This is a genomic window from Geodermatophilus sp. Leaf369, assembly GCF_001424455.1.
Lineage (GTDB): Bacteria > Actinomycetota > Actinomycetes > Mycobacteriales > Geodermatophilaceae > Klenkia.
Map to the genome: position 1 here is coordinate 247,321 of NZ_LMQA01000005.1, position 24,571 is coordinate 271,891.

Consider the following 24,571-nt stretch of genomic DNA (forward strand, 5'->3'; position numbering starts at 1 on the left):
CGAGGGGTGCAGAGGGTCCGTTCGTCAGCTGGAGGGGCGGGAGCCGCGGTAGCGGACCAGGCGGGCGGAGTTGACCGCGACAGCCACCGAGCTGGCGTTGTGCAGCACCGCAGCCAGCACCGGGGACAGCGCACCCACCCCGGCGACAGCCAGGCCGACACCGTTGACCGCGATCGACAGTCCGTAGTTCTGCCGGACGATGCCCAGCGTGCGTCCGCCGAGGTCGCGCAGGTCCAGCAGGTGTCGCAGGTCGTCACCGACCAGCGCCACGTCGGCGGTCTCCACGGCCACGTCGGTGCCCGAGACACCCATCGCGATCCCGATGTCGGCCGCGGCCAGCGCCGGGGCGTCGTTGGTGCCGTCGCCCACCACCGCCACGGTGTGCCCCTCGGCCTGCAGCGCCAGCACGACGTCCTGTTTGTCCTCCGGCAGCACCTCGGCCCGCCACTCCGTGATCCCCAGCTGCGCTGCCACCGCGGCGGCACTGGTCGCGTGGTCGCCGGTCAGCATCACGATCCGGGTCACCCCGGTGGCCCGGAGCTCGGCGAGCACCTCGGCCGCCTCGGCCCGCACCTCGTCGCGCAGGCTGACCAGGCCGACCAGCTCACCGTCGACGGCCAGGAGCAGCGGTGTCTCGGTCTGCCCGCGCAGGTCGGCCAACCAGCCCAGCGCGTCGTCCCCGACCGCCACGCCCTCCTGGGCCATCAGCGCCTCACTGCCCAGCAGCAGCACCCGGCCGTCGGCCTGGGTGCGCATGCCCAGCCCGAGCAGGACCTCGCACTCCTCGTGCGGCGGGATGAACACGTGCCGCTCCTCGGTCGAGCGGATCACCGCCTGGGCCAGCGGGTGCCGGGAGTGCACCTCCGAGCTGGCCGCGTAGCCGAGCACCTGCTCGGGCTCCCAGTCCGGGGAGAACGAGACGACGTTGGTGACCACGGGACGACCGACGGTGAGCGTGCCGGTCTTGTCGAACACCACGGCGTCGATCCGGCCGGCGGCCTCCAGGTGCGCACCACCTTTGATGAGCACCCCACGGGAGGCGCCGTTGCCGATTGCCGCGCTGACCGCGGTGGGCGTGGACAGCCCCACCGCGCACGGGCAGGCCACCAGCAGCATCGTCATCGCCCGCCGCACGTCGCGGGTGACCAGCCAGGTGAGCGCGGCCAGGGCGAAGGAGGCCGGCACGAAGCGGCGGGAGAACTCGTCGCCCACGGTCTGGATCGGCGCACGGTCGTCCTGGGCCTGCTCGACCCGGCTGATGATCCGGCCGATCGCGGTGTCCGAACCGGTTGCCGAGGCCCGGACGACGATCCGCCCGCGCAGGTTCACCGAGCCCGCGTGCACGGCCGAACCGGCCCGCACGCTCACCGGCAGCGGCTCCCCGGTGATCGCGGCCTGGTCGACCACGCCCTCGCCCTCGACCACCTCGCCGTCCACGGCGATCGTCGCCTGCTCGTGGACGACGACCAGGTCGCCGACCCGCAGCCGCGCCACGTCGACCTGGGACTCGACGTCGCCGTCGGCGGTAGGGGTGAGCACCCAGGCGGTGGACTCGGTGCCGGCCAGCAGGGCCGAGATGGCGTTGCGGGTGCGGCGCAGGGTGAGGTCCTGCAGCCACTCCCCGATGTTGAGCAGCCACAGCACGGTCAGCGCCACGACGTTCTCCCGCAGCAGCAGACTGGCCACGGTCGCCGCGGTGACCAGCGCGTCGGTGCCCGCGGTCCGCTTCCCGGTCAGGGCCCCCACGGCGCCCTTGAGGAACGGATAGCCGGTGAACACGGTCACGACGCTGGCGGCGAACCGGCTGCTGCCCGACAGCACGGGCGGTCGGCCCAGGCCGTAGCGCCGCACGCCCAACAGCACCAGCGCGGCACCTCCCACGGCGATCCGCAGCAGCTCACCGTTGGCGATGTCGGCCGAGCGTGGACGGCGCGCGACGACGGCGTCGACGGGCTGCTCCCCCACCGCGCGGACCGCGGCCAGCACCGCCTCGCGGTCGGTGTCGGGGGCGGCCCAGACGACGACGTGCCCGGTGACCGGGAAGGCCTGGACGGCGAGCACGCCGGCGACGTCGTCCAGGGCGTCCTCGACGAGCACGGCGCGGGAGGGCGAACCGGCCAGCCACGGGGCGTGCAGGCGCACACGGCCGCCGGCATCGGCGACCAGGACGGGCGTGCCGGGCGCTGGCATCAGTGCGAGTGGTCGTGCCCGGCGGACCGGTCCGCCGGCGGCGGGGCCTGCTCGCCGAGGTCGGCGTAGGCCTGAGCCCGAACGTCGCCGGCGGCCAGCCGGGTCTTCTCCACCGCGGTCTCGGCGCGGCGGGCGCCCAGGATGCCCAGCTTGGTGGCGCCGACGGCGGCCTTGCGGGGCAGGCTGCCGGACTCGCCGCGCTCGGCGGCGCGGACCACGAGCACCCCGACCACTCCGGTGGCCACGGTGCCCACGGCCTTACGGAGCAACGACCCCGCTCCGGCGGTGCGGGACTTCTTCGACTCCGACATGGGGGGTGCTCCTCGAGGTGTCCGGACGGGGTGGACTGTCGTGCAGAACGGTAATGGGAACCGTGTTCAGGGGTGGGGCAGGGGTCTTGGGTGCGGCCCTGGAGCTCGCTCCTCTGGCCAAGCACCACCTCCGCCGGTGCGACCGCGCCCCTCCCACCCGGTACCGACGCCTTCGACCGCCAACCCTGACCAGCGGACCGCCGGACACACCCCTCGCGCAGAGTGCATCGCCGACGGCCGCTACCGTCCTGACAATGATTGTCGATGTCGACCAGGCTGCCCCGGCGCTGGAGGTGGTCGGTCTCCGGGTCTCCGTGGGCGGCGAGCTGCTGCTGCACGGGCTGGACCTGAGGGTCCCGGCCGGCGCCCGGCTGGCCCTCATCGGGGCCTCGGGATCGGGCAAGTCGCTCACCGCCGGGGCGGTCCTGGGCCGCCTGCCACCGGGAGCGACCGTCACCGGCTCGGTGCGTGTCGCCGGTGTGGAGGTCCTGGGTGTCCCCGCCGCCCGCCGCAGCCCGAGCACGCGTGTGGCTGCCGTGGCCCAAGACCCCCTCGCGGCTCTCAACCCGCTGGTCACCGTCGGGGCGCAGCTGGCCACCCCGCTCCGTCGCCGGGCGGGACTGCGCGCTACGGCCGTCCGAGTCCGGTCTACAGAACTCCTGGTCTCGGTGGGGCTGTCGGACCCCGAGCGGGTCCTGCGCAGCGTCGCAGGCGAGCTCTCCGGGGGCCAGCGGCAGCGCGTCTGCATCGCCATCGCGCTCGCTTCGCAGGCCGAGCTGCTGGTGGCCGATGAACCGACCACCGCGTTGGACCTGGTCACCCAGGCGCAGGTCGTGGACGTGCTGCGCCGACACACCCGGGACACGGCCCTGCTCTTCATCACCCACGACATCACCGTGGCCGCTGCCCTCTGTGACCACGCCGCGGTGCTGCACGAAGGCAACGTGGTGGAGGCCGGCCCCATGACGGACCTGCTGATGGCGCCGTCCTCGGACCACCTGCGCCACCTGGTGCGCGCAGCGCGGGCGGTGGCGGCGTGAGCGCCGGCACCGCCGCACTGGAGGCCGCGGGCCTGACGCGCACGCACCAGGGCTCCCGTCACACCCCATGGTCACGAGCCCCCCGGTTCACCGCCCTCCGCGGGGTGGACCTGGCGCTGCGGCCGGGCGAACGCGTTGGATTGGTGGGCGCCTCCGGATCGGGGAAGTCCACCCTGCTGCGCTGCCTGCTGGCCCTCGACGTCCCCGATGCCGGCACCGTGCTCTGTGGCGGCCGCCGGGTGGACCCGGGCCCGGCACGCCGGCTGCGCTGGTTCCGGCGTCGGGTGCAGTACGTGCCTCAGGACCCGGCCAGCACGCTGGACCCACGGATGACCGTTGGTGCCCTCGTCGCAGAACCGTTGCGTGCCCTGGCCGTGCCCGGTGACCACCGGGGCCTGGTGGCCACGGCGCTGACCCAGGTGCAGCTCGACCCCCGGCTGATCGGCCGTCGCCCGGGCCAGCTCTCGGGCGGGCAGGCCCAGCGCGTGGCGTTGGCCCGGGCCCTGGCCCCCGGCCCCGAGGTGCTGCTGGCCGACGAACCGGTCAGCGGCCTGGACCTCGCCGTCCGGGAGCAGGTGGTGACCCTGCTCGGCGAACTCTCCGACGCCACCGGTTCGGCGTTGCTGCTGGTCTCCCACGACCTGTCCGTGGTCTCCCGCCTGTGCGCACGGACGCTCGTCCTGGACGACGGCCGCGTGGTCGAGGACCGGCCCACCGCCGACCTGCTCACCGACCCCCACCACCACGCGACCCGGGCGCTCGTCGCCGCGCTCCCCCGTCTCCCCGTCTGAACCCCAGAATCACACCACCCCGAGGACTCCTGACGATGCATGCTGCCCCCACCCACCGCACCCGTCGGCCGCTGCTGCGGACGGGCGTGCTGACCACCACCGCGGCCCTGCTCCTCAGCGGCTGTTTCAGCGGTTCCGCCGAGGAGGCCACCGCCGCCGACGACGGCCGGGTCTCCCTGGCCATGCTCCAGCCACCCCGGTCAGGGTTGTCCCCGCTGTCCGACGACGCGTTCAAGCTCTCCCGCTGGAGCACCGCCGAGACCCTGGTCGTGCTCGACGACCTCGGTGAGGCGCAACCGGCCCTGGCCACCGAGTGGACGCAGGTCGACGACCTGACCTGGCGGTTCACCGTCCGCTCCGGGGTCTCCTTCCACGACGGTTCCGAGCTCACCGCCGAGCACGTGGCGGCATCGCTGACCGCGGCCACCCAGGCCTCCCCCAAGCCCCGGATCCTCGACGGTGTCGAGCTCACCGCGGTCGCCGACGGGGACGACGTCGTGGTCACCACGGCCGACGTCGACCCCCTGGTGCCGCAGCGGATGTCGAGCCCCCAGTTGGCGATCCTGTCCGCCTCGGCCTACTCCGCAGACGGCACGGTCAGCCCAGTCGGCACCGGCACCGGCCCCTTCGAGCTGGTGGACGTCGACGGCACGTCGGGCGCGACGCTGGACCGCTTCGACGGGTACTGGGGCCAGGCGGCGGCGGCCAGCGGCATCGACGTGGACTTCGTGCCCGACGGCACCGCCCGCGCCGCCGCCCTGCGAGCCGGCACGGCTGACGTCGTAGAGGCGGTACCGGTCTCCCAGGCGGGTCTGCTGGACCCCGACCTGGTGCACGAGGTGCCGATGCCACGCACGAACACCCTGTACCTGAACACCGCGAGCGGACCGTTCGCCGACCCAGCCGTCCGCGCGACCGCCCAGGCAGCGATCGACCGGGCCACGATCGTGAGCACCGTCTACGAGGGCCGGGCCGACATCGCCGAGGGCCTGCTCGGACCGGCCCTGCCCTGGGCCGCCGAGGGCCGCGGGGACCTCGACCTGCCCGCCGGCTCCACGGTGCCGCCGGGCACCGCGATCACGCTGGGCACCTTCACCGACCGGGCCGAGCTGCCCGAGGTCGCCGTCCTGGTGCAGCAGCAGCTGGAGGCCGTCGGGTTCACCGTCACCCAGGACGTCCGGGAGTACGCCTTCATCGAGGCCGACGCCCTCGCCGGTGCCTTCGACGCCTTCATCCTGTCCCGGGCCACCGTGCTGGACTCCGGTGACCCGGTGGCCTACATGTTCAGCGACTTCGCCTGCGAGGGGTCCTTCAACATCGCCCAGCTGTGCGACCCCGCCGTCGATGCGGCCCTGGCCGCCGCCGCGGCAGAACCGGCCGGACCCGAGCGCCGGGCGCTCGTCCTGGAGGCCGAGGCGGCCGTGCTGGCCACCGGCGCCGCGGTGCCGATGTTGCACGAGCGCGTCATCCAGGGTGAGCTGGCCGGGGTCTCCGACGCCGCCCGCGACCCCCGCGAGCGCCTGCTGATCACCACCCAGACCACCGCCGGCGACTGACCGTGGGGGCTCATCGGCTGGGTGTGACCGCCTCCCGGGTGCTGTCCCTGGCCGGGGTGGTGGCCCTGATCGGGGTGCTGCCCTGGCTGTCGGGCCGCAGCCCGGAGCTGTCGGTGCTGCGCGCCCGGTCCGCCGAGCAGGAGGCCACCCCCGAGGCGCTGGCTGCGATCCGGGCCGACCTGGGGCTCGACGAGGGGCCGCTGGCTCTGCTGCGCGGCTGGCTCGGCGGCGTCCTGCGCGGGGACCTGGGCACCTCGTGGGTGTCCGGGGCCCCGGTGGGGCCGGGTGTGGTCTCAGCTCTCGGGGTGTCGCTGACCCTGATGGCGTTCGCCCTGGGGGTCGCCGCGGTCGTGGTCGCTACGTTGTGCGCCCCTGCGATCCGCCGGGCACTGCGCGGCGACCCCGGGCGGCCCTCCGGGGTCGCCGGCGCAGCGCTGACCGCGCTGCCGGAGTTCCTGCTGGCCTCGGTGCTGCTCGTCGTCGGTGCGGTGTGGCTGGGGTGGTTCCCGCCCTACGGCTGGGACGGCGCCTCCTCCGCGGTGCTCCCGGCGCTGGCCATGGGACTGCCGGCCGGCGGTCTGATCGGCCGGTTGCTCGCCGATGCGCTCACCTCGGTCAGCGGCGAGCGGTGGGTGCTGTCCTGGCAGGTCGCCGGGGCCTCACGCGTCCAGGTCACCTGGGCCTTGCTGCGCCGCGCCCTCCCGGCGCTCACGACCCAGATCGCGCTGGTGCTGGTCGGACTGACCGGTGGCGCGGTCGCCGCCGAGCAGGTGTTCGCCGTCCCCGGGTTGGGCCGACTCACCCTCGGCGCGGCCGAGTCCCAGGACCTGCCCGCGCTGCAGGCCGGGATGCTCGCCCTGCTCGGCATCTCCGCGGTGTTCGGCATCGCGGCCAGCACGCTGCGGGTGCTGCTGTTGGGCCGGGCCGTGCGCACCGGCACCGTCCCGGTCGCCGACCCGGTCACGACCTGGCGCCGGCGGGACTGGACCCTGCCCGCCGCATGCCTGGCCCTGCTGGGGGGCACCGTCTTCGCCGGGATCGGCCGGGACCCCCTCACCTCAGCCCACGCACGACTCGCCCCACCCAGCTGGTCGCTCCCCTTCGGTGCCGATGCCAGCGGCCGCGACCTGCTCGCCCGGGTCGCGCACGGGGCGGTGGACACCGTCGGCACCGCCGTGCTCGTCACCGCCGCCAGCCTGCTGGTCGGACTCGTGGTCGGGCTGCTCCCCCGGGCCTCGGTCGGCCCGGTCGAGGTGGCCAACGCTGCCCCGCCGGTGATCGTCGGCGTGCTCGTGTCGGCCGTCAGCGGGTCCTCCCTCACCGGCGCGGCCATCGCCGTGCTGCTGGTCAGCTGGGCGCCGGTGGCCGCGCACGTGGCCGCGGCCGGCACCGAGGTGCGGGCCTCGGCTCACGTCCGGGTGCTGCCCGCGCTCGGGGTGGGCCCGGCGGCGGTCACCTGGAGACACGTCGTCCCCACGCTGCTCGGGCCGGTGACCCGCAACGCCGTCCTGCGGTTGCCCGGGATCGCCCTGGCCCTGGCGGCACTGGGCTTCCTGGGGCTGGGCCCCACCCCGCCCAGCCCCGAGTGGGGGTTGTTGCTCGCTGAGGGGATGCCGTACGTGGAACGCGCCCCCTGGACCGTGCTGGCCCCCACGACGGCGCTGGTGCTCACCGCCGTCCTCGCGGTGTCACTGTCCGGGTGGGCCCGGACCCCGTCGACTGCACGTCGAGGCGGCGCGGAAGACCCGGTCGAGCCTAACCGGTCCACTCCTCCCCCATACGCGACGACCGTGCGCGACCTCCCCCGGCCACGGTCCGCGGCACCGTGACCCATACCAGAGCACCGCGGCCGTCCGGTGTCGCGAGCCCAGGACGGTGACGGTGCATGCCAAGCTGCCCCTAGTTCGTCACAACGGGAACCGTTGTCAACGAGGGTGGTCACGACGTGGCAGCAGGCACCTCACCGCGTGAGGCAGCACTCACACGAGTGCGTCCAGACCCGCGCCGGCGCCCCCGGGCGTCAAGACCTCAGCGACCCAGGTCCGGTGGGCAATCCGGAGATGGTGGTGGCGCGCTTCCTCACCTCGCTGGCCGTGGCGGTGGTCATGGGCTGGCTGTGGACGGCGTGGGGGCGCGATGCGTGGCTGACGTTGCCGCGGCGGGCATCGGCCCCGCCCGGGACGTCCCGCTCGAGGGCGTTCGCCGACGCGGCCCGCCACGACATCGTGCACGCCGGGGGCTTCCTGGTCGTCGGTGGTCTGACGGCGGCGACCCTGAACGTGGTCGTCCCACGGTCCTGGTTGGACGCGTTGGCCAACAACCCGGCCCTCGCCGTTTCGCGACCCTAAGCAAGCGCGCCGGCCTCGCCGACGCCCACCTGCACACGTTGAGGCCCTCGACCGCAAGCTCTCTGCTCGCCGCAGGGGTCCACATCAAGGTCGTGCAAGAGCTGCTGGGTCACGCCAGATACGCGATCACGGCGGACACATACAGCCATGTGGCCCCTGCGCAGCGTCGCGAGGCGGCTGACCGCATCGAGGACAGCCTCGACTGGTGACTCGGTAGGTGCCCCCTCCCGTCGTCTGCGACGGAGGCCGCGGGCCGCCAAAGCCAGGTGCGGTTCCGCAACCATCCTCGTGTGACTGCCAGACCGCGATCCGCCCGGGGCCCTCTGGACGCCAGCCGTCCAGTCCATGACGTGGGACTGCGGGTCGCCCGCAGGGCCGGCCGAGCTCCAATCCGGCAGCTCGACGCGGGGGCGTTCGAAGCCCGTTGCTGTCACGGTTGCTGTCAAACAACAGAAGGCGGGCCGCCCCAGTGGGGCGACCCGCCTCTGACCTGCATCTTCTCTGTCGGGCTGACAGGATTTGAACCTGCGACCCCTTGACCCCCAGTCAAGTGCGCTACCAAGCTGCGCTACAGCCCGAGCTCGCGGCGCGCGGGGCGCCGGTGAGCTGCGTGGAGGAGATTACCCCACGCGGTGGTGGCCTCCGGGAGGCGGGTCAGCCCTTGCGGGCGTCCCGCGCCTTGCTCTCCCGCACCTTGACCGACACGTCGATCGGGGTGCCCTCGAAGCCCCACTTCTCACGGAGCTTGCGCTCCAGGAAGCGGCGGTAACCGGCCTCGAGGAAGCCGGTGGAGAACACCACGAAGCGCGGCGGGCGGACGTCGGCCTGCGTGACGTACTTGATCTTGGGGACCTTGCCGCCGCGGGGCGGGGGCGGGGTCTCCTGCACCAGCGCGCGGATGAAGTTGTTCAGCTCGGCGGTGGGGATGCGGTACTCCCACGAGGCCAGCGCGTCGCGCAGGTGGTCGGCGAGCTTGTTCACCCCGCGGCCCTTGAGCGCGGAGATGTTCACCCGGTGCGCCCACTTCACCCGGGAGAGGTCGCGTTCGATCTCCTTCTCCAGCTGGGCGTGCCGGTCCTCGTCGAGGGTGTCCCACTTGTTGATCGCGATGACCAGCGCGCGGCCGGACTCGATGACCTGGGTGATCACCCGCTGGTCCTGCTCGCTGATCACCTCGTCGGCGGCCAGCAGCACGATGGCGACCTCGGAGGCCTCGATGGCGGCCTCGGTGCGCAGGCTGGCGTAGTACTCCGTGCCGCTCGCCGTCCCCACCTTGCGCCGCAGGCCCGCGGTGTCGACGAACCGCCAGGGCTCGCCGCCCAGGGTGACCAGGGAGTCGACCGGGTCGACGGTGGTGCCGGCGACGGAGTCCACGACGGAGCGCTCGGACTTCGACAGCCGGTTGATCAGGCTGGACTTGCCCACGTTGGGCCGCCCGACCAGGGCCACCCGGCGCGGGCCGCCCTCCTCCAGGGACTCCCGCGGCGCCTCGGGCATCGCGTCGAGCACCAGGTCGAGCAGGTCGCCGGCGCCGCGGCCGTGCAGCGCGCTGACGCTGAACGGCTCGCCCAGACCCAGCGACCACAGCTCGGCCGCGTTGGCCTCGCCCCGCTCGTCGTCGACCTTGTTGGCGACCACGATCACCGGGGTCTTCGAGCGCCGGAGCACCCGGGCGGCCGCGAGGTCGGTCTCGGTGACGCCCACGGAGGCGTCCACGACGAGCACGATCACGTCGGCGGTCTTCATCGCGTACTCGGCTTGCCGGGCGATCGAGGCGGCCATGCCCGACGCCTTGGGCTCCCAGCCGCCGGTGTCGACGACGCTGAACGTCTTGCCGTTCCACAGCGCCTCGTAGGAGATGCGGTCGCGGGTGACGCCGGGGACGTCCTGCACGACGGCGGCGCGGCGGCCGATGAACCGGTTGACCAGCGTGGACTTGCCGACGTTGGGCCGTCCGACGACGGCGACGACGGGGTTGGGGGCCTTGCTCATGTGCGTTCTCCTGCTCCTACCGCTCGCAACGCCAGCGCGACGACGGCCTCGACGACCGCGTCGCGGTCCAGGTCGGTGCTGTCGACGACGATGGCGTCCTCGGCGGGCCGCAGCGGACTGTCCGCGCGGCTGCTGTCGTACTCGTCTCGACGGCGCAGGTCGGCAGCGAGTGCCTCGACCTCGGCGGCGTCGGTGAGGCCCAGTTGGCCGGCCCGGCGCTGGGCGCGGGCCTCGGGGGCTGCGGTCAGGTAGACCTTGCAGGTCGCGGCAGGCAGGACGACGGTGCCGATGTCCCGCCCCTCCACCACCACGGCGGTGGCGCCGGCGACCAGGGCGCGCTGCTGGTCGACCAGCTGCCGGCGGACGGCGGGGACGGCGGAGACCGGGGACACCGCGCGGGTGACCTCTCCCCCGCGGATCCGCTGGGCCACGTCGACGCCGTCCACGGTGACGGTCTCGGTGCCGGCCGTCGTCCCCACCCGGATGTCGGCGGCGATGACCGTCTTGGCCACGGCCTCGGCGTCCTCGAGGTCGATCCCGGCGTCCAGCACGGCGACCGTCGCGGCGCGGTACATGGCCCCGGTGTCGAGGTAGGCGGCGTCCAGACGCGCCGCGACGAGGCGCGCGACGCTGGACTTGCCGGTCCCGGAGGGCCCGTCGAGCGTGACCTGTCCGACGAAGGCGGTCACTGGGCGATGTCCCGGCGGAGGGCGACGGCGCCACGCAGGTACACGTGCTGCACGTCCGCGCGCGGGCGGGGGGTGTCGACGTGGGCCATCAGCCGCAGCACCCGGGGCAGGGCGTGCGGGACGGCGATCTCGGTCGCGCACATCAGCGGCACGTCACCGAGCCCGAGCTGGCGGGCGGCCAGCGCCGGGAACTCCGACGTCAGGTCGGGCGTCGCGGTGAACAGGATGCTGATCAGGTCCTCCGAGGCCAGCTCGTTGCGCTCGAGGACGGCGCTGACCAGCTGGGCGGTGGCCTCGAGGACCTCGTCGCGGTCGTCGGCGTCGACCTGCGTCGCGCCCCGGATGGCTCGGACGGCCACTGCGTTCTCCTGACATCGTGGAACAGGCGCCCGGTGAGCCGGGCGCCTCGATCGAGTCTAGGTCGGGCTCAGAGCCCGACGAGCTCCTGCAGCGAGCCGACCTCGGCGCGCGAGAGCTTGCGGATGACGCCGGTGCGCATCCGGGCAAGCTGCACCGGCCCGACGGCGGTGCGGGTCAGCCGGGAGACCGGCAGGCCGACCTCGGCGAGCAGCCGACGCACGATGTGCTTGCGGCCCTCGTGCAGCACCAGCTCGACGACGGACTGCCCGGCGTGGGTGTCCATCAGCTCGAAGCCGTCGACGGAGACCGGCCCGTCCTCCAGCTCGATCCCGGCCTTGAGCCGGCGGCCCAGGTCGCGGGAGACCGAGCCCGACACCTGCGCCATGTAGGTCTTCTTGACCTCGTAGGAGGGGTGCGCCAGCCGGTGGGCGAGCTCGCCGTCGGTGGTGAGGATGAGCAGGCCCTCGGTGTCCTGGTCCAGCCGGCCGACGTGCACGATGCCCTTCTGCAGGTCACCGACCATGTCCCCGACGGTGGGCCGGCCGCGGTCGTCGCTCATCGCGGTGATGACGCCGAAGGGCTTGTTCATCGCGTAGGTGACGCGGTCGTTGCGGATCTCGATCCGGGTGCCGTCGACGGCGACCTGCACGGTCGCCGGGTCGACCCGCATGCCCTGGACCAGGACGACCTTGCCGTCCACGGCGATCCGGCCCTCCTCGATCATGTCCTCGCAGACCCGTCGCGAGCCCACGCCGGCGCGGGCGAGCACCTTCTGCAGCCGCTCGCCCTGGCCCTCGGCGAGCGGAACGGCCGCCTCGCGGTCACCGGGGTGCGCGGGGGCGAGCTCCATGTCCTCGGACCACACGCCCTGCTCGTCACCCTGGGCGGGGTCGAGGTCGGTGTCGTCGGTGGGGCGGGGGTCGGTCATGGGGAGGTCCTCAGGATTCAGGGTGTTCGTCGAGCACGGTCCGGGCCTCGGGCAGCAACGGGGCGAGCTCGGGGAGCTCGTCGAGGCCGGTCAAGCCCAGCCGTTCGAGGAACAGCGGGGTCGTGGCGTAGAGCCCACCGCCGCTGTCGGGGTCGGTGCCGCACTCGTACACCAGTCCCCGGGAGGCCAGGGTACGCACCACCGCGTCCACGCCCACCCCGCGGATGGCCGAGACCCGGGCCCGGGTGACCGGCTGGCGGTAGGCGATGACGGCCAGGGTCTCCAGCGCGGCCTGGGTGAGCCGGGCCCGGCGGCCGTCGGTGAGGTACCGCTCGACGACGGCGGCGTGGTCCTCCCGGGTGTACAGCCGCCAGCCCTCCCCCACCCGGCGCAGCACCACGCCGGCCCCGCGGGCGTCGTAGTCCGCGCCCAGCTCGAGCAGCGCCCGGCGCACCTGGCCGACGGTGCAGCGCAGGGTGGCCGCGAGCGTCCCGTCGTCCACCGGGGTGTCGACGACGAACAGCAGCGCCTCCAGCCCGCCGCGCAGCTCGGCGGGGTCCACCTCGTCCGGGACGACGCCCAGCGGCGACCGTGCGGCAGCCGGGTCGGCCTCCTCGACCGGCACCTCGTCCAGCGGCCGCAGCGGGGGGCCGTCGGGGTCCGGGCGGACCCGGACGGGGGCGGCGTGGGCCTCGACGGGCACCGGCGGGAGGTCCGGCGCCGCCGGGACCCCCAGCGAGGCGGCCAGCGCGCGGGCTGCGGCGTCCCAGGCGTCCGGGTCGGCGGTGCGTCCGGTCCGGTCGTCGGCCTCCGCGGCGGCGAGCTCGGCGGCGATCCGCTCCCAGGAGAAGCTCACGCGTACTCCTCCAACGCCCCCGCGTCGGCGTCGGCGTCCTCCCCGGGCAGCCGGCCCGCCACCAGCCGCGGCCCGGTCCAGTGCACCGACAGCTCACCCAACGGGGTCTCCTGGGTGAAGTCGACCAGCCGCTGCCGGTAGAGCTCGAGCAGCACGAGGAAGCGGGCCACCACCTCGAGCCGGTGCCCGCAGTCCGCCGACAGCTCCGCGAAGGAGAGCTGCCCGGCCCGGGCCACCCGGCTGCGCACCAGCAGCAGCTGGGCGGCGACGCTGACGGCGGGGGCGTGCAGGTGCCCGGTGGCCACCGTCGGCGGCGGCGTGGGGGTGAGCGCCTGGGCGGCCAGGGCGGCGAACTGCTCGGGGGTGACGCCGAGCAGCACCTCGGGCAGCAGCGCGGCGAACCGCGGTTCCAGCGCAACGTCACGGGGGAACCGGGTGGCGGCCTCGCTCTCCCGGACCCGGAGGAACCCGGCGACCTCCTTGTAGGCCCGGTACTGCAGCAGCCGGGCGAACAGCAGGTCGCGGGCCTCGAGCACCTCGAGGTCGTCGTCGTCCTCCACCTCGGCCGCCGGCAGCAACCGGGCCGCCTTGAGGTCGAGCAGGGTGGCGGCGACCAGCAGGAACTCCGAGGCCTGGTCCAGGTCCAGGACGTCGCCCAGGCCGTGCAGATGGGCGATGAAGTCGTCGGTCACCTGCGACAGCGCGATCTGGGTGACGTCGAGCTGGTGCCTGCCGATCAGCTGCAGCAGCAGGTCGAACGGGCCCTCGAAGTTGGTCAGCCGCACCCGGAAACGGCCGTCGTCGGCCGCCCCCGTCGCAGGTGCGGCCGACGTGATCACGACGTCGACCCTAGGAGCTGCGGAACCGCCGGACCAGCACGGAGTCCTCGCCGTTGGCGTCCAGGTCGGCCAGCAGCACGGCCAGTGCCTCGCGGACGATCCGCCCGCGGTCGGCCACCACGCCGTGCTGACCGCGCAGGGTCAGCCGGGCGCCCTCGATGGCCAGCAGCTCCTCGGCCGAGCAGTAGACGGTGATCTTCTCCTCGTGCTTGGTGCGCTCACGGGTCGACCGGCGGCGGGTGGCCGGGCCGGTGACCGGCAGGGTCGCCCGGATGCCGGCGAGCTCGTCGACGGGGGCCTCCCGCACCAGCTGCAGCGGGCTGGCCGCGGGCACCGCCTCGACGACGGGTGCCTCGGGTTCGGGCTCGACGGGCCGGCGGCCGGCGTTGCCGCGCAGCGCCGGGGAGGCGGCTGCGGCGGCCAGGGAGGGCAGTTCGGAGACCGGCGCGGTGCCACCGGCACCGCCGGAGGCAGCGTCGGTGCGTCGGAAGAACAGCTCGCTCGCGCCGGGGAGGACGGGGCGACGGGTCACAGGTCCAGGACCTCCTTGGCCAGGTTGCGGTAGGCCTCGGCACCGGTGGAGGTGGGCGCCCAGGTGGTGATCGGCTGCCCGGCGACCGTGGTCTCGGGGAAGCGCACGGTGCGGGTGATGACGGTCTGGAACACGGTGTCGCCGAAGGCCTCGACGACCCGGCTGAAGACCTCGCGGGCGTGCACGGTGCGCGAGTCGTACATGGTCGCGAGGATGCCGTCGACCTCCAGGGAGGGGTTCAGCCGCTCCTTGACCTTGTCGATGGTGTCCACCAGCAGCGCGACCCCGCGGAGGGAGAAGAACTCGCACTCCAGCGGGATGATCACGCCCTGCGCGGCGGTGAGCGCGTTGACCGTGAGCAGCCCGAGCGAGGGCTGGCAGTCGATGAGCACGTAGTCGTACTCCTGGCGCACCTCGGCCAGCACGCGCAGCAGGGACTGCTCGCGGGCGACCTCGCTGACCAGCTGCACCTCGGCGGCGGACAGGTCGATGTTCGAGGGCGCCAGGTCCAGCCCGCGCACGTGGCCGACGTCGCGGATGATGACGTCGCGCAGCGTGGTGTGCCGCTCCATGAGCGCGTTGTAGACGGTGCGCTCGAGCTGCTGGGACTGGACGCCGAGGCCCACCGACAGCGCGCCCTGCGGGTCGAGGTCGACCAGCAGCACCCGGCGGCCCTGCTCGACGAGGGCGGCACCCAGGTTGATCGTCGACGTCGTCTTGCCGACGCCGCCCTTCTGGTTGCACATCGCCACGATGCGGGCCGGCCCGTGCCGCTCGATCGGCTTGGGGTCGGGCAGCGGACGCTGGCGGGCCTTCGCCGGGTCGGCGCGGCCGGCGGGCACGCCCATCGGCGCATCGCCTACGTACGGCTGCGCGACGGCTGAGCTCGTCACGACCGGTGTCGCCATCCTCGGTGCCTCTTCCCCATGGTGGTGCGGTGCTCTCCCGGGCGAACCTAGCTACGAGACCCGGAGGTCCGGTGCAGGCTCGCCGTGTCGACATGTCGCCGTACAGACACGTCATCGGCAGCCGACGCGCCGTCCATGACCACCCGGGGTGATCGGAACCCGACCGAGAGCGACGTCACTGCAGGTCAGCGCAGGGCGCGGGGGTGGCTGGTCGCGTAGACCTCGCGCAGCCGGTCCACGGTCACCAGCGTGTAGACCTGGGTGGTCGTCACCGACGCGTGCCCGAGCAGCTCCTGCACCACCCGGACGTCGGCCCCACCGTCGAGCAGGTGGGTGGCGAAGGAGTGCCGCAGCGTGTGCGGGGAGAGGTCGGCGAGCTCGGCCAGCCCGGCCCGCTCGGCCGCCTGCCGCAGCACCGTCCACGCCGACTGCCGCGACAGCGGGCCGCCGCGGGCGTTGAGGAACAGGGCACCCCGGGTCGCCCGTCCGACCGACAGCGCCGGCCGGGCCCGCACCAGGTAGTCCTGCACCGCCCGGACGGCGAAGCTCCCGACCGGCACCACGCGCTGCTTGCCGCCCTTGCCGGCCAGCCGGACCACCGACGCCGCGGGGTCGCCGGACACGTCCAGGTCGTCGACGGCGAGCCCGACCGCCTCGGAGATCCGGGCCCCGGTGCCGTAGAGCAGCTCCAGCAGCGCCCGGTCCCGCAGCCCGCGCGGGCCCTCCAGAGCCCCGGCGGCCTCCAGCAGCTGCTCCACCTGCTCGACGGTGATCGCCTTGGGCAGCCGGCGGCCCGGGGTGGGCGGGCGCACCTCGGCCGCGACGTCGTCCCCGACCAGGCCGTCGAGCAGGGCGAACCGGTGCAGCCCCCGGACGGCGACCACCGCGCGGGCCGCCGAGGTGGCCGACAGCGGTGGGTGCTCGTCGTCCCCGGCGCGCAGCGCGACCAGGAAGGCCGCGACGTCGGACTCGCCCACCTCCTCGAGACCGCGCACCCCGGTGGCGGCGAGGAAGGCGGTGTAGCGGCGCAGGTCGCGGCGGTAGGAGCTGACGGTGTTGGCCGCCAGCCCGCGCTCGACGGTGAGGTGGTCCAGCCAGCCGGTGACCACCCGCTCGATGCCCACGCCGCAGACCCTAGGGCCGACACCCCCCGGGATCCCGGCGCACCGCGGGGCAGCCCGGAGGATCACCGCATGCGCCTGTACGCCGACCGACCCGACCACCGCACCCGTCAGGTGCTCCTCGACCTGCTCCTGCTGGGCTGGGCGGTGCTGTGGGTGACCGTGGCCCGGGTGGTGCACGAGGCGGTGCTGGTGCTGGCCGGTCCGGGGGTGGAGCTGGAGCAGCTGGGCGCCTCGATCAGCTCGACGATGGGCGACGCCGCCGGGGTGGCCGAGGACGTGCCGCTGGTCGGCGACGACCTCGCCGTCCCGTTCCGGGCGCTGGGCGACTCCGGCAGCGGGGTGGCCGGCGCCGGACAGGGGCTGCAGGACGCCGTCGCCACCCTGGCCCTGGTGCTCGCCGTCGCCCTGGTGGTGCTGCCGGTCGGCTGGGCGCTGAGCAGGTGGCTGCCCTGGCGGCTGCGGTGGGCCCGGGAGGCCACGGCGGCGACCCGGCTGTCAGTCACCGCCCCCGACCTGGAGCTGCTGGCCGCCCGGGCCGTGGCGACGGCGTCGCTGCCGGCGCTCGCCGGGCTGCCGGCCGGGACCGGGGCGGCCTGGCGGGCCGGGGACCCTGCCGCGACCCGCGCCCTGGCCGGCCTCGAGCTGCGCCGGCTCGGGCTGGCGGCGCCCTCAGAAGGAGCTGTCGACCGCCCGCAGGGTCGGTGACCCGGCAAGCTGCGCCGCCGCGGCGAGGATGCCGATGACCGCGAGGGCGTTCTTCACCGTGCCGTCGAAGACCATCTGCACGGCCCGGTCGAAGGGCACCCGCTCGACGGTCATGTCCAGCTCCTCGTGCTCGACGACGAACCCCTCGGGCCGCTCGACCGGGGAGAGCCCCTCGGCCAGGTAGAGCCCGACCATCTCGGTGCAGAAGCCCGGGGTGGACAGCGAGGTCGTCAGCAGCTGCCACCGCTCGGCGGCGAGCCCCACCTCCTCGGCGAGCTCCCGCTTCGCCGTCTCCAGCGGGGGCTCGCCGTCGGCGTCCCGCAGCCCGGCCGGCAGCTCCCACAGGTGCTCGCCGATCGCGTGCCGGTACTGCTTGAGCATCACGACCGCGCCGTCCTCGTCCAGCGCCAGGACGCCGACCGCGCCCGGGTGGGTGACGATCTCGCGCACCGAGGAGCCGCCCTCGGGCATGGCCACGGTGTCCTTGCGCAGCGAGATGACCCGCCCGCTGTAGACCTCCTCGGTCTCGAGGACCTCGTACACGGTCAGATGCCCATCTCGGCGTGGCCGGGGACCGGGAGGCGTGCCGACTCCTGGAAGTCCACCGCGGCCTTCACCAGCCCGGCGAAGAGCGGGTGCGGCCGGGTGGGCCGGCTCTTCAGCTCGGGGTGGGCCTGGGTGCCGACGTAGAACGGGTGCACGTCGGCGGGCAGCTCGACGAACTCGACCAGGGTGCCGTCCGGCGAGGTGCCGGAGACGACGAGACCGGCGGCGGTGAGCTGGTCGCGGTAGGCGTTGGCCACCTCGTAGCGGTGCCGGTGCCGCTCGGTGACCTCGGTGGCCCCGTAGGCGCCGGCGGTGACCGAGCCCTTCACCAGCGTGGCCGGGTAGCTGCCCAGCCGCATGGTGCCCCCCATGTCGCGGTCGCCGGCGACGACGTCGAGCTGCTCGGCCATCGTGGAGACCACCGCGTGCTCGGTCTCCGGGTCGAACTCGGCGGAGTTGGCGTCCTCGATGCCGGCCAGGTTGCGGGCGGTCTCGATGACCATGCACTGCAGGCCCAGGCACAGCCCCAGCGTCGGGATGCCGTTGACGCGGGTGTGCCGCAGGGCGCCGAGCTTGCCGTCGATGCCGCGCACGCCGAACCCGCCGGGCACGCACACGGCGTCCACGCCCGACAGCGCGGTCGCCGCCCCCTCGGGGGTCTGGCAGTCGTCGGAGGGCACCCAACGGATCTGCACCCGGGTGCGGTGGGCGAACCCGCCCGCGCGCAGCGCCTCGGTGACCGACAGGTAGGCGTCGGGCAGGTCGATGTACTTGCCGACCAGGCCGATGGTGACGGTGGTCTTGGGGCCGTGGACCCGCTCGAGCAGGTCGCCCCACACGGTCCAGTCGACGTCCCGGAAGGGCAGCCCGAGCCGGCGGACGACGTAGGCGTCCAGCCCCTCGCCGTGCAGCACCTTGGGGATGTCGTAGATCGACGGGGCGTCGGCGCAGGAGATGACGCCCTCGAGGTCGACGTCGCACATCAGGCTGATCTTCCGCTTGAGGCCGGTGCCGATCTCCCGGTCGGCCCGGCAGACCAGCGCGTCGGGCTGGATGCCGATGCTGCGCAGGGAGGCCACCGAGTGCTGGGTCGGCTTGGTCTTCAGCTCCCCGGAGGGCGCGATGTAGGGCACCAGGGAGATGTGCAGGAAGAAGACGTTGTCCCGGCCGATCTCGTGCCGCACCTGGCGGGCGGCCTCCAGGAAGGGCAGCGACTCGATGTCGCCGACCGTGCCGCCGATCTCGGTGATGACCACGTCGACCGGGTCGCCGTCCCGGCCGCTGGCCTCGGCCCCGGACAGCATCCGGGCCTTGATCTCGTTGGTGATGTGCGGGATGACCTGGACGGTGTCGCCGAGGTACTCACCGCGGCGCTCCTTGGCGATGACGTCGGAGTACACCTGCCCGGTGGTCACGTTGGCCCGGCCGGTGAGGTCGGTGTCCAGGAACCGCTCGTAGTGCCCGATGTCCAGGTCGGTCTCGGCGCCGTCCTCGGTGACGAACACCTCGCCGTGCTGGAACGGGTTCATCGTCCCGGGGTCCACGTTCAGGTAGGGGTCCAGCTTCTGCATGGTGACCCGCAGCCCACGGGCGGACAGCAGGGCCCCCAGCGAGCTCGCGGTCAGTCCCTTGCCGAGGGAGGACACGACGCCACCGGTCACGAAGACGAACTTCGTCGGGGCGGAGTTGGGGAGCAGGTTCCGAGGTTCAGCCAGTCGCGCCACGGGCGGTCACGCTAACACGGTCGGACTCCCCCACCCCGCCGTCGGCGGAGGGTGCTGCGTCACCGGTCTCGACGGTGCGCGGAGCCGCGGCCAGCCACACCAGCAGCGGCACCAGCAGGGTCGCGGCCGTCGCCGGGACCGCGACCCCGGAGTCGTTCACCGCGGCCGCCACGGTCAGGCTCAGGGCCACCGACAGCAGCCCGGCCCGCAGCACCCGGACGTCGGCGGCCGGCAGGCCACCCGGGCTGGCATCGGGCCCGCGCTCGGGTCGGCTGCGCAGCAGGCCGCCGGGCCGCAGCAGCCAGAAGGCAGCCACCGCCGCGACCAGCAGCGTGTAGGCCAGCGGGCTGCCGAGCAGGATGCCGAGGTTGGCCTCGGCCTTGCGGGTGACCACGGTCCAGGCCTGCCCGTCCAGGACCTGCGCGACGAAGCGTCCGAGGTGGCTGCGCTCGGAGGGCGGCCGGGTCCAGTCCAGCACCGCGACCGACCCGACGACGACCACCGCGGCGGCCAGCACCGCGACGAGCCGGACGACGGTGACCCGGATGCCGCCCAGCAGCATCGCCAGCAGCAGGAACCCGGGCACCGCGGCGAGCACCCCGCCGAAGTCCCGGCCCAGCGAGGGCGCACCGACCAGCCCGACGGTGACCACGCCGACCACCAGCACGGTGACCAGCGCCCGCCGCCGTCCCTCCCCCGCGCCGCGGCGGGCGACCCAGGCCGCGGCCCCGGCGGTGAGCAGCAGCGCGGCGACCGGCATCAGGCCGAACGTGAGGTTGCCGTAGCCGGTGAACCGGCCGGCCACGATCGCGTCGTAGCCGAGCATCCCGTCCAGCTCGAGGTGCGAGCCGGTGAGCACGTCCAGGGCCAGCGTGGCCACCGTGACCCCGAGGACGACGACCGGCGGACCCAGCCGTCGGCGGCGCCACGGCCCGGCCCAGGCCAGCCCGGCCACCAGCACGGTGGCCAGGGCGATCAACCCGGCCAGGGCCAGCCGCGGGGAGTCGGCGAGGTGCCAGGGCGCGACGTTGCCCAGGTAGGTGCCGACGGGCAGGGAGGCGGCGACCAGGCAGACCGGGCGCACCCAGTGCCGCAGCCGGTTGCGGGTGGCCAGGCTGGGCCGGTGCCGGCTCCACCAGCGGCGCAGCCGCACCGGGGTGAACCCGGGGCTGCGGCCCCCGCCGAGGGTGAGCATGCCCAACCCGACGACGGCGGCCGACACCAGCACGAGCAGCCAGAACACGTCGCCGGTGCTGCGGTAGTGCACGACGGCCCGGGTGTTGGCCTGGTCCAGCAGCTGCGTGGCCTCGGCCAGCGCGGGCCGGTCCCCCTCGGCCCGGACCGCCTGGCCGTTCATCGAGGCGGGCTCGGGCAGCCCGAGGGCGCGCAGCACGGTGGGGGCGGTGTCGATGAGCTGGCTGAACGGGGCCCGGCCGGTGCTCGCGGAGGTCAGCCAGCCGGTGCCGAAGCCGGGACCCGAGGCCATGGACACGTGCAGCTGGGGCCGGCCGTCGTTGACCTCCGAGACGCCCTGGACGAGCAGGAGGGTGGAGCCGGGCAGGGTCGCGAGGGCGTCCTGCACGGTGGCCAGCGCCTGGTCGATCTGCAGCAGCGCGCCGGCCCGGGGCAGCGGCTCGGTGCCGGTGTCGGTCTCGTCGGCACTGGGCTGCCCGGCGTCGGTCAGCTGGTCCAGGCCCACGAGCCCGAGCGGACAGGCCCCCAGCAGCGCGCTGAGCGTGCCGGTGTCGGGCAGCTCCTCCCGCAGGTCCACCGCCGTGCCCTCGGCCGCCACGGCCACCGTCGCGGCCCGGCTCACCACCGACGCACACCCCACCGCGTCGCCCAGCGCACCGGGCTCGGCGCCGAAGCGGTCGGTGGCGGGGTCCGCGGCGATGGCCGCGACCGCGGCCGTGGGGTCGGCCAGCCCGATGTTGCCGATCTGCTCCTGGGTGCCGCAGTAGGACAGCGAGGTGTCCTGCGCGGCGTCCCGGCCGAGGAAGCCCGGCTCGGGGACCGGGGTGCTGCCGTCGAGGGGAGCACCGGTCTCGTCGGTGGGCAGCGGGACCGGCGGGATCGGGTCCTCCGGGGCCGCCCAGCGGGCCCGGTTGCCAGCGCCCAGCGTGGCCCAGCCGTCGAGCACGCACGTGGTGGGCCGGGCGGCCCGCACCGACAACGCGCCGATCGACGACTCCTCGGCCAGGGCCCACAGCGTCGGGGTGCGGTCGGGGTCCAGGTCCGACCACACCAACCCGGGGACGCCGACGACGACCACCCGGTCGGCGGCGTAGGCGTCGTCGCCGGTGGCCGCGGCCGCCGGCGGGGCCAGGCCGAGCAGGAGCGCGACGACGGCGAGGAGCCCGAGCAGGGCACGCTCAGCCCGGCGCACCGAGCAGCTCCCGGTAGACGGCGACCAGCTGGGCGGCGGTGCCGGCCTCGTCGGGCCAGCCGGCGGCCTGCGCCCGCCCGGCCGCCGACAGCCGGGCGGTGCGCTCGGGGTCGGTGAGGACGGCGGTGACCCGCTCGGCCAGCGCCACCGGGTCACCGGGCGGGACCAGCTCGGCGGCCTCGCCCACGAGCTCGGGCACGCCCCCGACCCGCGTCGCCACCAGCGGGGTGCCCGAGCGCAGCGCCTCCTGGGCGGTGAGCGAGCGGGCCTCCCAGACCGAGGGCAGGACGGCGACGTCAGCGGCGGCGAGCAGGTCGGCCACGTCGGTGCGTCGCCCCAGCAAACGGACCGGCAGCCGCTCGGAGTCGATCCGCCGGGTCAGCTCGGCCTCCAGCGGGCCGTCGCCGGCGACCACGGTCAGCGGGGTGGGGCCGGGGGCCTGCGCCCAGCGTGCGGCCGCGGCGAGCAGGGTGTCGTAGCCCTTCTGCGGGTGCAGCCGGCCCACCGCCACGACGAGCGGGCGACGGTCGTCCAGGCCCAGCTCGGCCCGCACCTGCGCCCGGGACCGGGTCGGCGGGGGCAGCGGGGGCGCCGACACCGGGGCGAGCCGCACGTCGCGGGCGCCCTGGGCGAGCGCGTTCTCGGCCAGGTCCGCCGACGCGGCGAGCACCAGGTCCGCGCTGCGCACGGTGGCTGCCTCGAGCCGGCCGAGCACCCGGGTCCTCAGCCCACCGCCGGGCTGGAGGGCGTTGTGCAGGGTGAGCACCAGCGGGACGCGGGTGCCCCGGCGGGCCGCGGCGGCGACCAGGCCAGCGCGCAGGCCGTGGGCGTGCACCAGGTCCGCTCCGCGGGTGGCCCGGGCCAGCGCGGCGACGGCCCGGACGTCGGCGACCGGGTCGAGCCCGCCGGAGATGCCGACCGGCCGGAAGGCCGCGGCGGCGGAGAACCCGAACAGCTCGTCGGTGGCGGCCGGACCGCAGACCCGCACCAGCGCGCCGGCCCGGTCCAGCGGGGTCAGCAGCGAGCGGAGGTGGGTGCCCACACCCCCGGTGCTGGTGGCCAGCACCTCGGCGATCCGGCGTCCGGCCAGCGGCTGTCCCGTCACGGCGTCCCCTCCCCCTGTGCTGTCGCGTCGGCTCCCCGGAGTCCTCGGACGGCGGCCAGCAGCGGCCGCCGCGCGGTCCCCATCATGACCGCCGCGGCGACCAGGAGCACGACGCCACCAGCGAGGACGCCGATCCCGACGGCCCCGAGCACCCCTCCCCGGGGCACCGCCCCGTCCCCCAGCGTGCGGGCCACCCACAGCCCGGCAGCGCCGGCCAGGACCGCCGCGACGAGGGCGGGCACCCCCGTGCGGGCCAGCCCGGCCAGCGTCTCCCGTCCGGTCACCCGGGCGACGACGACGAGCAGGCCGATGCCGGCGACGGTGACGCCGACCGTGTGCCCCAGCCCGAGCGCGACCGCGCGGTCCTCGACCGGCAGCGCCCGGGCGAGCACCAGGTCCGCGGCGACGGCCACCAGCCAGCCACCGCCCACGCACACCGTCGGGGACCGCCACAGCCCGCGGGCGTACAGCGCGCGGGTGAGCACCGCGACCAGGCCGTAGCCGACCAGCCCGGGCACGAACGCGACGATCGTCGGCTGCAGTGCGGCGGCCGAGCCGGCGTCCCGGGCGGCGGCGAAGAACACCCGCGCCATCGGCCCGGACACCGCGACCAGACCCGCCGCGGCGACGGCCGAGAACACCACCACCAGCACGGTGACCGGCGCGACCACCCGGCGGTAGCCGGCGTCGTCCCCCTGCGCGGCGCGCTCGCTCATGCCCGGGAACGCCGAGGTCGCCAGCGGCACCGCGAGCGCCGCCCAGGGCAGCAGGAAGAGCGTCATGCCGGCGAAGTACACGACCTGGGTGCCGTCGGGGACGGCGGCGTCGTTGGCCAGCCGGATCGCGACGACGGCGACCAGCTGCTGCCCGGCGAGGGTGAGCACCCCGGCCAGCGCCAGCCGGCGCACCCGGGGGGCCGCGCCGACCGGGAAGCGCAGCCGGGGGCGCAGGCCCAGCCGCAGGCCACGCAGCGGGAGCAGCAGGCACGCCGCCAGGGCGACCACGCCCAGCGTCGTCCCCACGCCCAGCACGAGCTCGGCGGGCCGGGACAGGTCGGCGACGTCCCGGCCGCCGCCGATCCCGGCGAAGGTCAGGTAGGCCCCGGCGACGACCACGCTGGACAGCAGCGGGGCCAGTGCCGGCCCGGCGAACCGGCGGTGCGCCTGCAGCACGCCGGTGAGCACGACGGCCAGGCCGTAGAGCACCACCTGGGGGGCGAACACGACCAGGAACCGCGCGGCCAGGTCGACCTTGGCCGGGTCGGCGGCGTCGTCCCCGAGCAGGCCCTCGGCGATCGGCCGGGACAGCAGCGCCAGCGCCACGGCCAACGGGGTGAGCACCAGCAGCGTCCAGCCCAGCAGCGCCGAGGCGGTCTGCCGCACCTGCTCCCGGTCCCCGGCGGCGATCCCACCGGCCAGCATCGGGACGACGAGGCTGGCCAGCGCGCCGCCGGCGACGACCTCGAAGACGATGTTGGGGACGTTGTTCGCGGCCTGGTAGGTGTCCCCGGTGCTGGCCGCTCCGACGGTGTTGGTGAAGACGACGGTGCGGCCGAACCCGGCGACCCGGGCGACGACGGTGAGCACGGCGATGAGCGCGGCCGCCCCGGCCACGCCCCGGACGGCCTGCTGCCGGGTCACC

23 protein-coding genes and 1 tRNA gene are annotated in these 24,571 nt (G+C 74.9%); 7 read left to right on the plus strand and 17 right to left on the minus strand.

Features of this window, described 5'->3' with window-relative positions:
• Positions 1-24 precede the first annotated feature (24 nt).
• Positions 25-2,190 carry a cation-translocating P-type ATPase gene (locus tag ASG36_RS20305; protein WP_055768553.1) on the minus strand — a complete coding sequence of 722 codons (2,166 nt, stop codon included), beginning with the start codon at positions 2,188-2,190 and terminating at the stop codon, positions 25-27.
• Positions 2,190-2,501, minus strand: coding sequence for a DUF1490 family protein (locus ASG36_RS20310; protein ID WP_055768555.1), 312 nt, complete (start codon positions 2,499-2,501; stop codon positions 2,190-2,192). Before ASG36_RS20310 ends, ASG36_RS20305 begins: the two co-directional genes overlap by 1 nt.
• 254 nt (positions 2,502-2,755) lie before the next feature.
• On the opposite strand from ASG36_RS20310, the gene ASG36_RS20315 reads away from it, so the two are divergent.
• The 6 genes from ASG36_RS20315 (at position 2,756) to ASG36_RS23125 (ending at position 8,445) form a co-directional block, all read left to right on the plus strand.
• The gene (locus tag ASG36_RS20315) at positions 2,756-3,541 is read left to right on the plus strand and encodes an ATP-binding cassette domain-containing protein (protein ID WP_055768560.1); all 786 of its coding nucleotides are present in this window, start codon (positions 2,756-2,758) and stop codon (positions 3,539-3,541) included.
• The gene (locus ASG36_RS20320; RefSeq protein ID WP_082523367.1) at positions 3,538-4,332 is read left to right on the plus strand and encodes an ABC transporter ATP-binding protein; all 795 of its coding nucleotides are present in this window, start codon (positions 3,538-3,540) and stop codon (positions 4,330-4,332) included. The genes ASG36_RS20315 and ASG36_RS20320 overlap by 4 nt, the downstream gene beginning before the upstream one ends.
• 35 nt (positions 4,333-4,367) lie before the next feature.
• Complete coding sequence (locus tag ASG36_RS20325; RefSeq protein WP_082523368.1) at positions 4,368-5,888, plus strand: ABC transporter substrate-binding protein; 1,521 nt, start codon at positions 4,368-4,370, stop codon at positions 5,886-5,888.
• A 23-nt stretch (positions 5,889-5,911) separates the two neighbouring features.
• Entirely contained in the window at positions 5,912-7,717 is a 1,806-nt protein-coding gene (locus ASG36_RS20330) for an ABC transporter permease subunit (RefSeq protein WP_200944597.1), read from the plus strand.
• Between the two features lie 216 nt (positions 7,718-7,933).
• Positions 7,934-8,236, plus strand: a complete 303-nt coding sequence (locus ASG36_RS22810; protein WP_055768563.1) for a hypothetical protein — start codon at positions 7,934-7,936, stop codon at positions 8,234-8,236.
• A 38-nt stretch (positions 8,237-8,274) separates the two neighbouring features.
• A complete protein-coding gene (locus ASG36_RS23125) occupies positions 8,275-8,445 on the plus strand; it encodes a tyrosine-type recombinase/integrase (RefSeq protein ID WP_369794109.1) in 171 nt (56 codons plus the stop codon).
• 295 nt (positions 8,446-8,740) lie between these two features.
• Here the strand turns inward: ASG36_RS23125 and ASG36_RS20340 are convergent.
• From ASG36_RS20340 to ASG36_RS20385, 10 genes are all read right to left on the minus strand, one after another.
• Positions 8,741-8,814, minus strand: a tRNA-Pro gene (locus ASG36_RS20340).
• 76 nt (positions 8,815-8,890) lie between these two features.
• A complete protein-coding gene (gene der, locus ASG36_RS20345) occupies positions 8,891-10,228 on the minus strand; it encodes a ribosome biogenesis GTPase Der (protein ID WP_055768565.1) in 1,338 nt (445 codons plus the stop codon).
• Entirely contained in the window at positions 10,225-10,917 is a 693-nt protein-coding gene (gene cmk, locus ASG36_RS20350; RefSeq protein WP_055768569.1) for a (d)CMP kinase, read from the minus strand. Before cmk ends, der begins: the two co-directional genes overlap by 4 nt.
• Entirely contained in the window at positions 10,914-11,276 is a 363-nt protein-coding gene (gene aroH / locus ASG36_RS20355; RefSeq protein WP_055768572.1) for a chorismate mutase, read from the minus strand. The genes cmk and aroH overlap by 4 nt, the downstream gene beginning before the upstream one ends.
• Before the next feature lie 68 nt (positions 11,277-11,344).
• Positions 11,345-12,205: a pseudouridine synthase gene (locus ASG36_RS20360; RefSeq protein ID WP_082523371.1), complete on the minus strand. Its 861-nt coding sequence runs from the start codon at positions 12,203-12,205 to the stop codon at positions 11,345-11,347.
• Positions 12,206-12,215: 10 nt separating this feature from the next.
• On the minus strand, positions 12,216-13,061 hold the full coding sequence (scpB, locus tag ASG36_RS20365) for an SMC-Scp complex subunit ScpB (RefSeq protein WP_055768576.1): 846 nt from the start codon (positions 13,059-13,061) through the stop codon (positions 12,216-12,218).
• On the minus strand, positions 13,058-13,900 hold the full coding sequence (locus ASG36_RS20370) for a ScpA family protein (RefSeq protein ID WP_157499009.1): 843 nt from the start codon (positions 13,898-13,900) through the stop codon (positions 13,058-13,060). The genes scpB and ASG36_RS20370 overlap by 4 nt, the downstream gene beginning before the upstream one ends.
• Before the next feature lie 10 nt (positions 13,901-13,910).
• Positions 13,911-14,432: a hypothetical protein gene (locus ASG36_RS20375; RefSeq protein WP_055768577.1), complete on the minus strand. Its 522-nt coding sequence runs from the start codon at positions 14,430-14,432 to the stop codon at positions 13,911-13,913.
• Positions 14,429-15,280 (minus strand): ParA family protein, encoded by an 852-nt coding sequence (locus ASG36_RS20380; RefSeq protein ID WP_200944598.1) that lies wholly within the window; start codon positions 15,278-15,280, stop codon positions 14,429-14,431. Before ASG36_RS20380 ends, ASG36_RS20375 begins: the two co-directional genes overlap by 4 nt.
• A 245-nt stretch (positions 15,281-15,525) precedes the next feature.
• The gene (locus tag ASG36_RS20385; RefSeq protein ID WP_235495339.1) at positions 15,526-16,464 is read right to left on the minus strand and encodes a site-specific tyrosine recombinase XerD; all 939 of its coding nucleotides are present in this window, start codon (positions 16,462-16,464) and stop codon (positions 15,526-15,528) included.
• 69 nt (positions 16,465-16,533) lie between these two features.
• On the opposite strand from ASG36_RS20385, the gene ASG36_RS20390 reads away from it, so the two are divergent.
• The gene (locus tag ASG36_RS20390) at positions 16,534-17,169 is read left to right on the plus strand and encodes a hypothetical protein (protein ID WP_055768583.1); all 636 of its coding nucleotides are present in this window, start codon (positions 16,534-16,536) and stop codon (positions 17,167-17,169) included.
• Here ASG36_RS20390 and ASG36_RS20395 read toward each other — a convergent pair.
• The 5 genes from ASG36_RS20395 to murJ are packed head-to-tail and all read right to left on the minus strand — an operon-like array spanning position 17,134 to position 24,570.
• Entirely contained in the window at positions 17,134-17,712 is a 579-nt protein-coding gene (locus tag ASG36_RS20395) for an NUDIX hydrolase (protein ID WP_235495341.1), read from the minus strand. The genes ASG36_RS20390 and ASG36_RS20395 overlap by 36 nt on opposite strands.
• A gap of 2 nt (positions 17,713-17,714) precedes the next feature.
• A complete protein-coding gene (locus tag ASG36_RS20400) occupies positions 17,715-19,439 on the minus strand; it encodes a CTP synthase (protein WP_255354659.1) in 1,725 nt (574 codons plus the stop codon).
• Entirely contained in the window at positions 19,423-21,825 is a 2,403-nt protein-coding gene (locus tag ASG36_RS20405; protein ID WP_055768586.1) for a hypothetical protein, read from the minus strand. The genes ASG36_RS20400 and ASG36_RS20405 overlap by 17 nt, the downstream gene beginning before the upstream one ends.
• Positions 21,812-22,930 carry a glycosyltransferase family 4 protein gene (locus ASG36_RS20410; protein ID WP_055768591.1) on the minus strand — a complete coding sequence of 373 codons (1,119 nt, stop codon included), beginning with the start codon at positions 22,928-22,930 and terminating at the stop codon, positions 21,812-21,814. Before ASG36_RS20410 ends, ASG36_RS20405 begins: the two co-directional genes overlap by 14 nt.
• Entirely contained in the window at positions 22,927-24,570 is a 1,644-nt protein-coding gene (gene murJ / locus ASG36_RS20415; protein ID WP_055768592.1) for a murein biosynthesis integral membrane protein MurJ, read from the minus strand. Before murJ ends, ASG36_RS20410 begins: the two co-directional genes overlap by 4 nt.
• Position 24,571 lies beyond the last annotated feature (1 nt).

Coding starts and splice junctions, on each gene's coding strand:
- ASG36_RS20310 (WP_055768555.1), bottom strand. CDS start 2,501: ATGTCGGAGTCGAAGAAGTCCCGCACCGCCGGAGCGGGGTCGTTGCTC.
- der (WP_055768565.1), bottom strand. CDS start 10,228: ATGAGCAAGGCCCCCAACCCCGTCGTCGCCGTCGTCGGACGGCCCAAC.
- ASG36_RS20360 (WP_082523371.1), bottom strand. CDS start 12,205: ATGACCGACCCCCGCCCCACCGACGACACCGACCTCGACCCCGCCCAG.
- ASG36_RS20315 (WP_055768560.1), top strand. CDS start 2,756: ATGATTGTCGATGTCGACCAGGCTGCCCCGGCGCTGGAGGTGGTCGGT.
- ASG36_RS20390 (WP_055768583.1), top strand. CDS start 16,534: ATGCGCCTGTACGCCGACCGACCCGACCACCGCACCCGTCAGGTGCTC.
- ASG36_RS20325 (WP_082523368.1), top strand. CDS start 4,368: ATGCATGCTGCCCCCACCCACCGCACCCGTCGGCCGCTGCTGCGGACG.
- ASG36_RS20305 (WP_055768553.1), bottom strand. CDS start 2,190: ATGCCAGCGCCCGGCACGCCCGTCCTGGTCGCCGATGCCGGCGGCCGT.
- ASG36_RS20380 (WP_200944598.1), bottom strand. CDS start 15,280: ATGGGCGTGCCCGCCGGCCGCGCCGACCCGGCGAAGGCCCGCCAGCGT.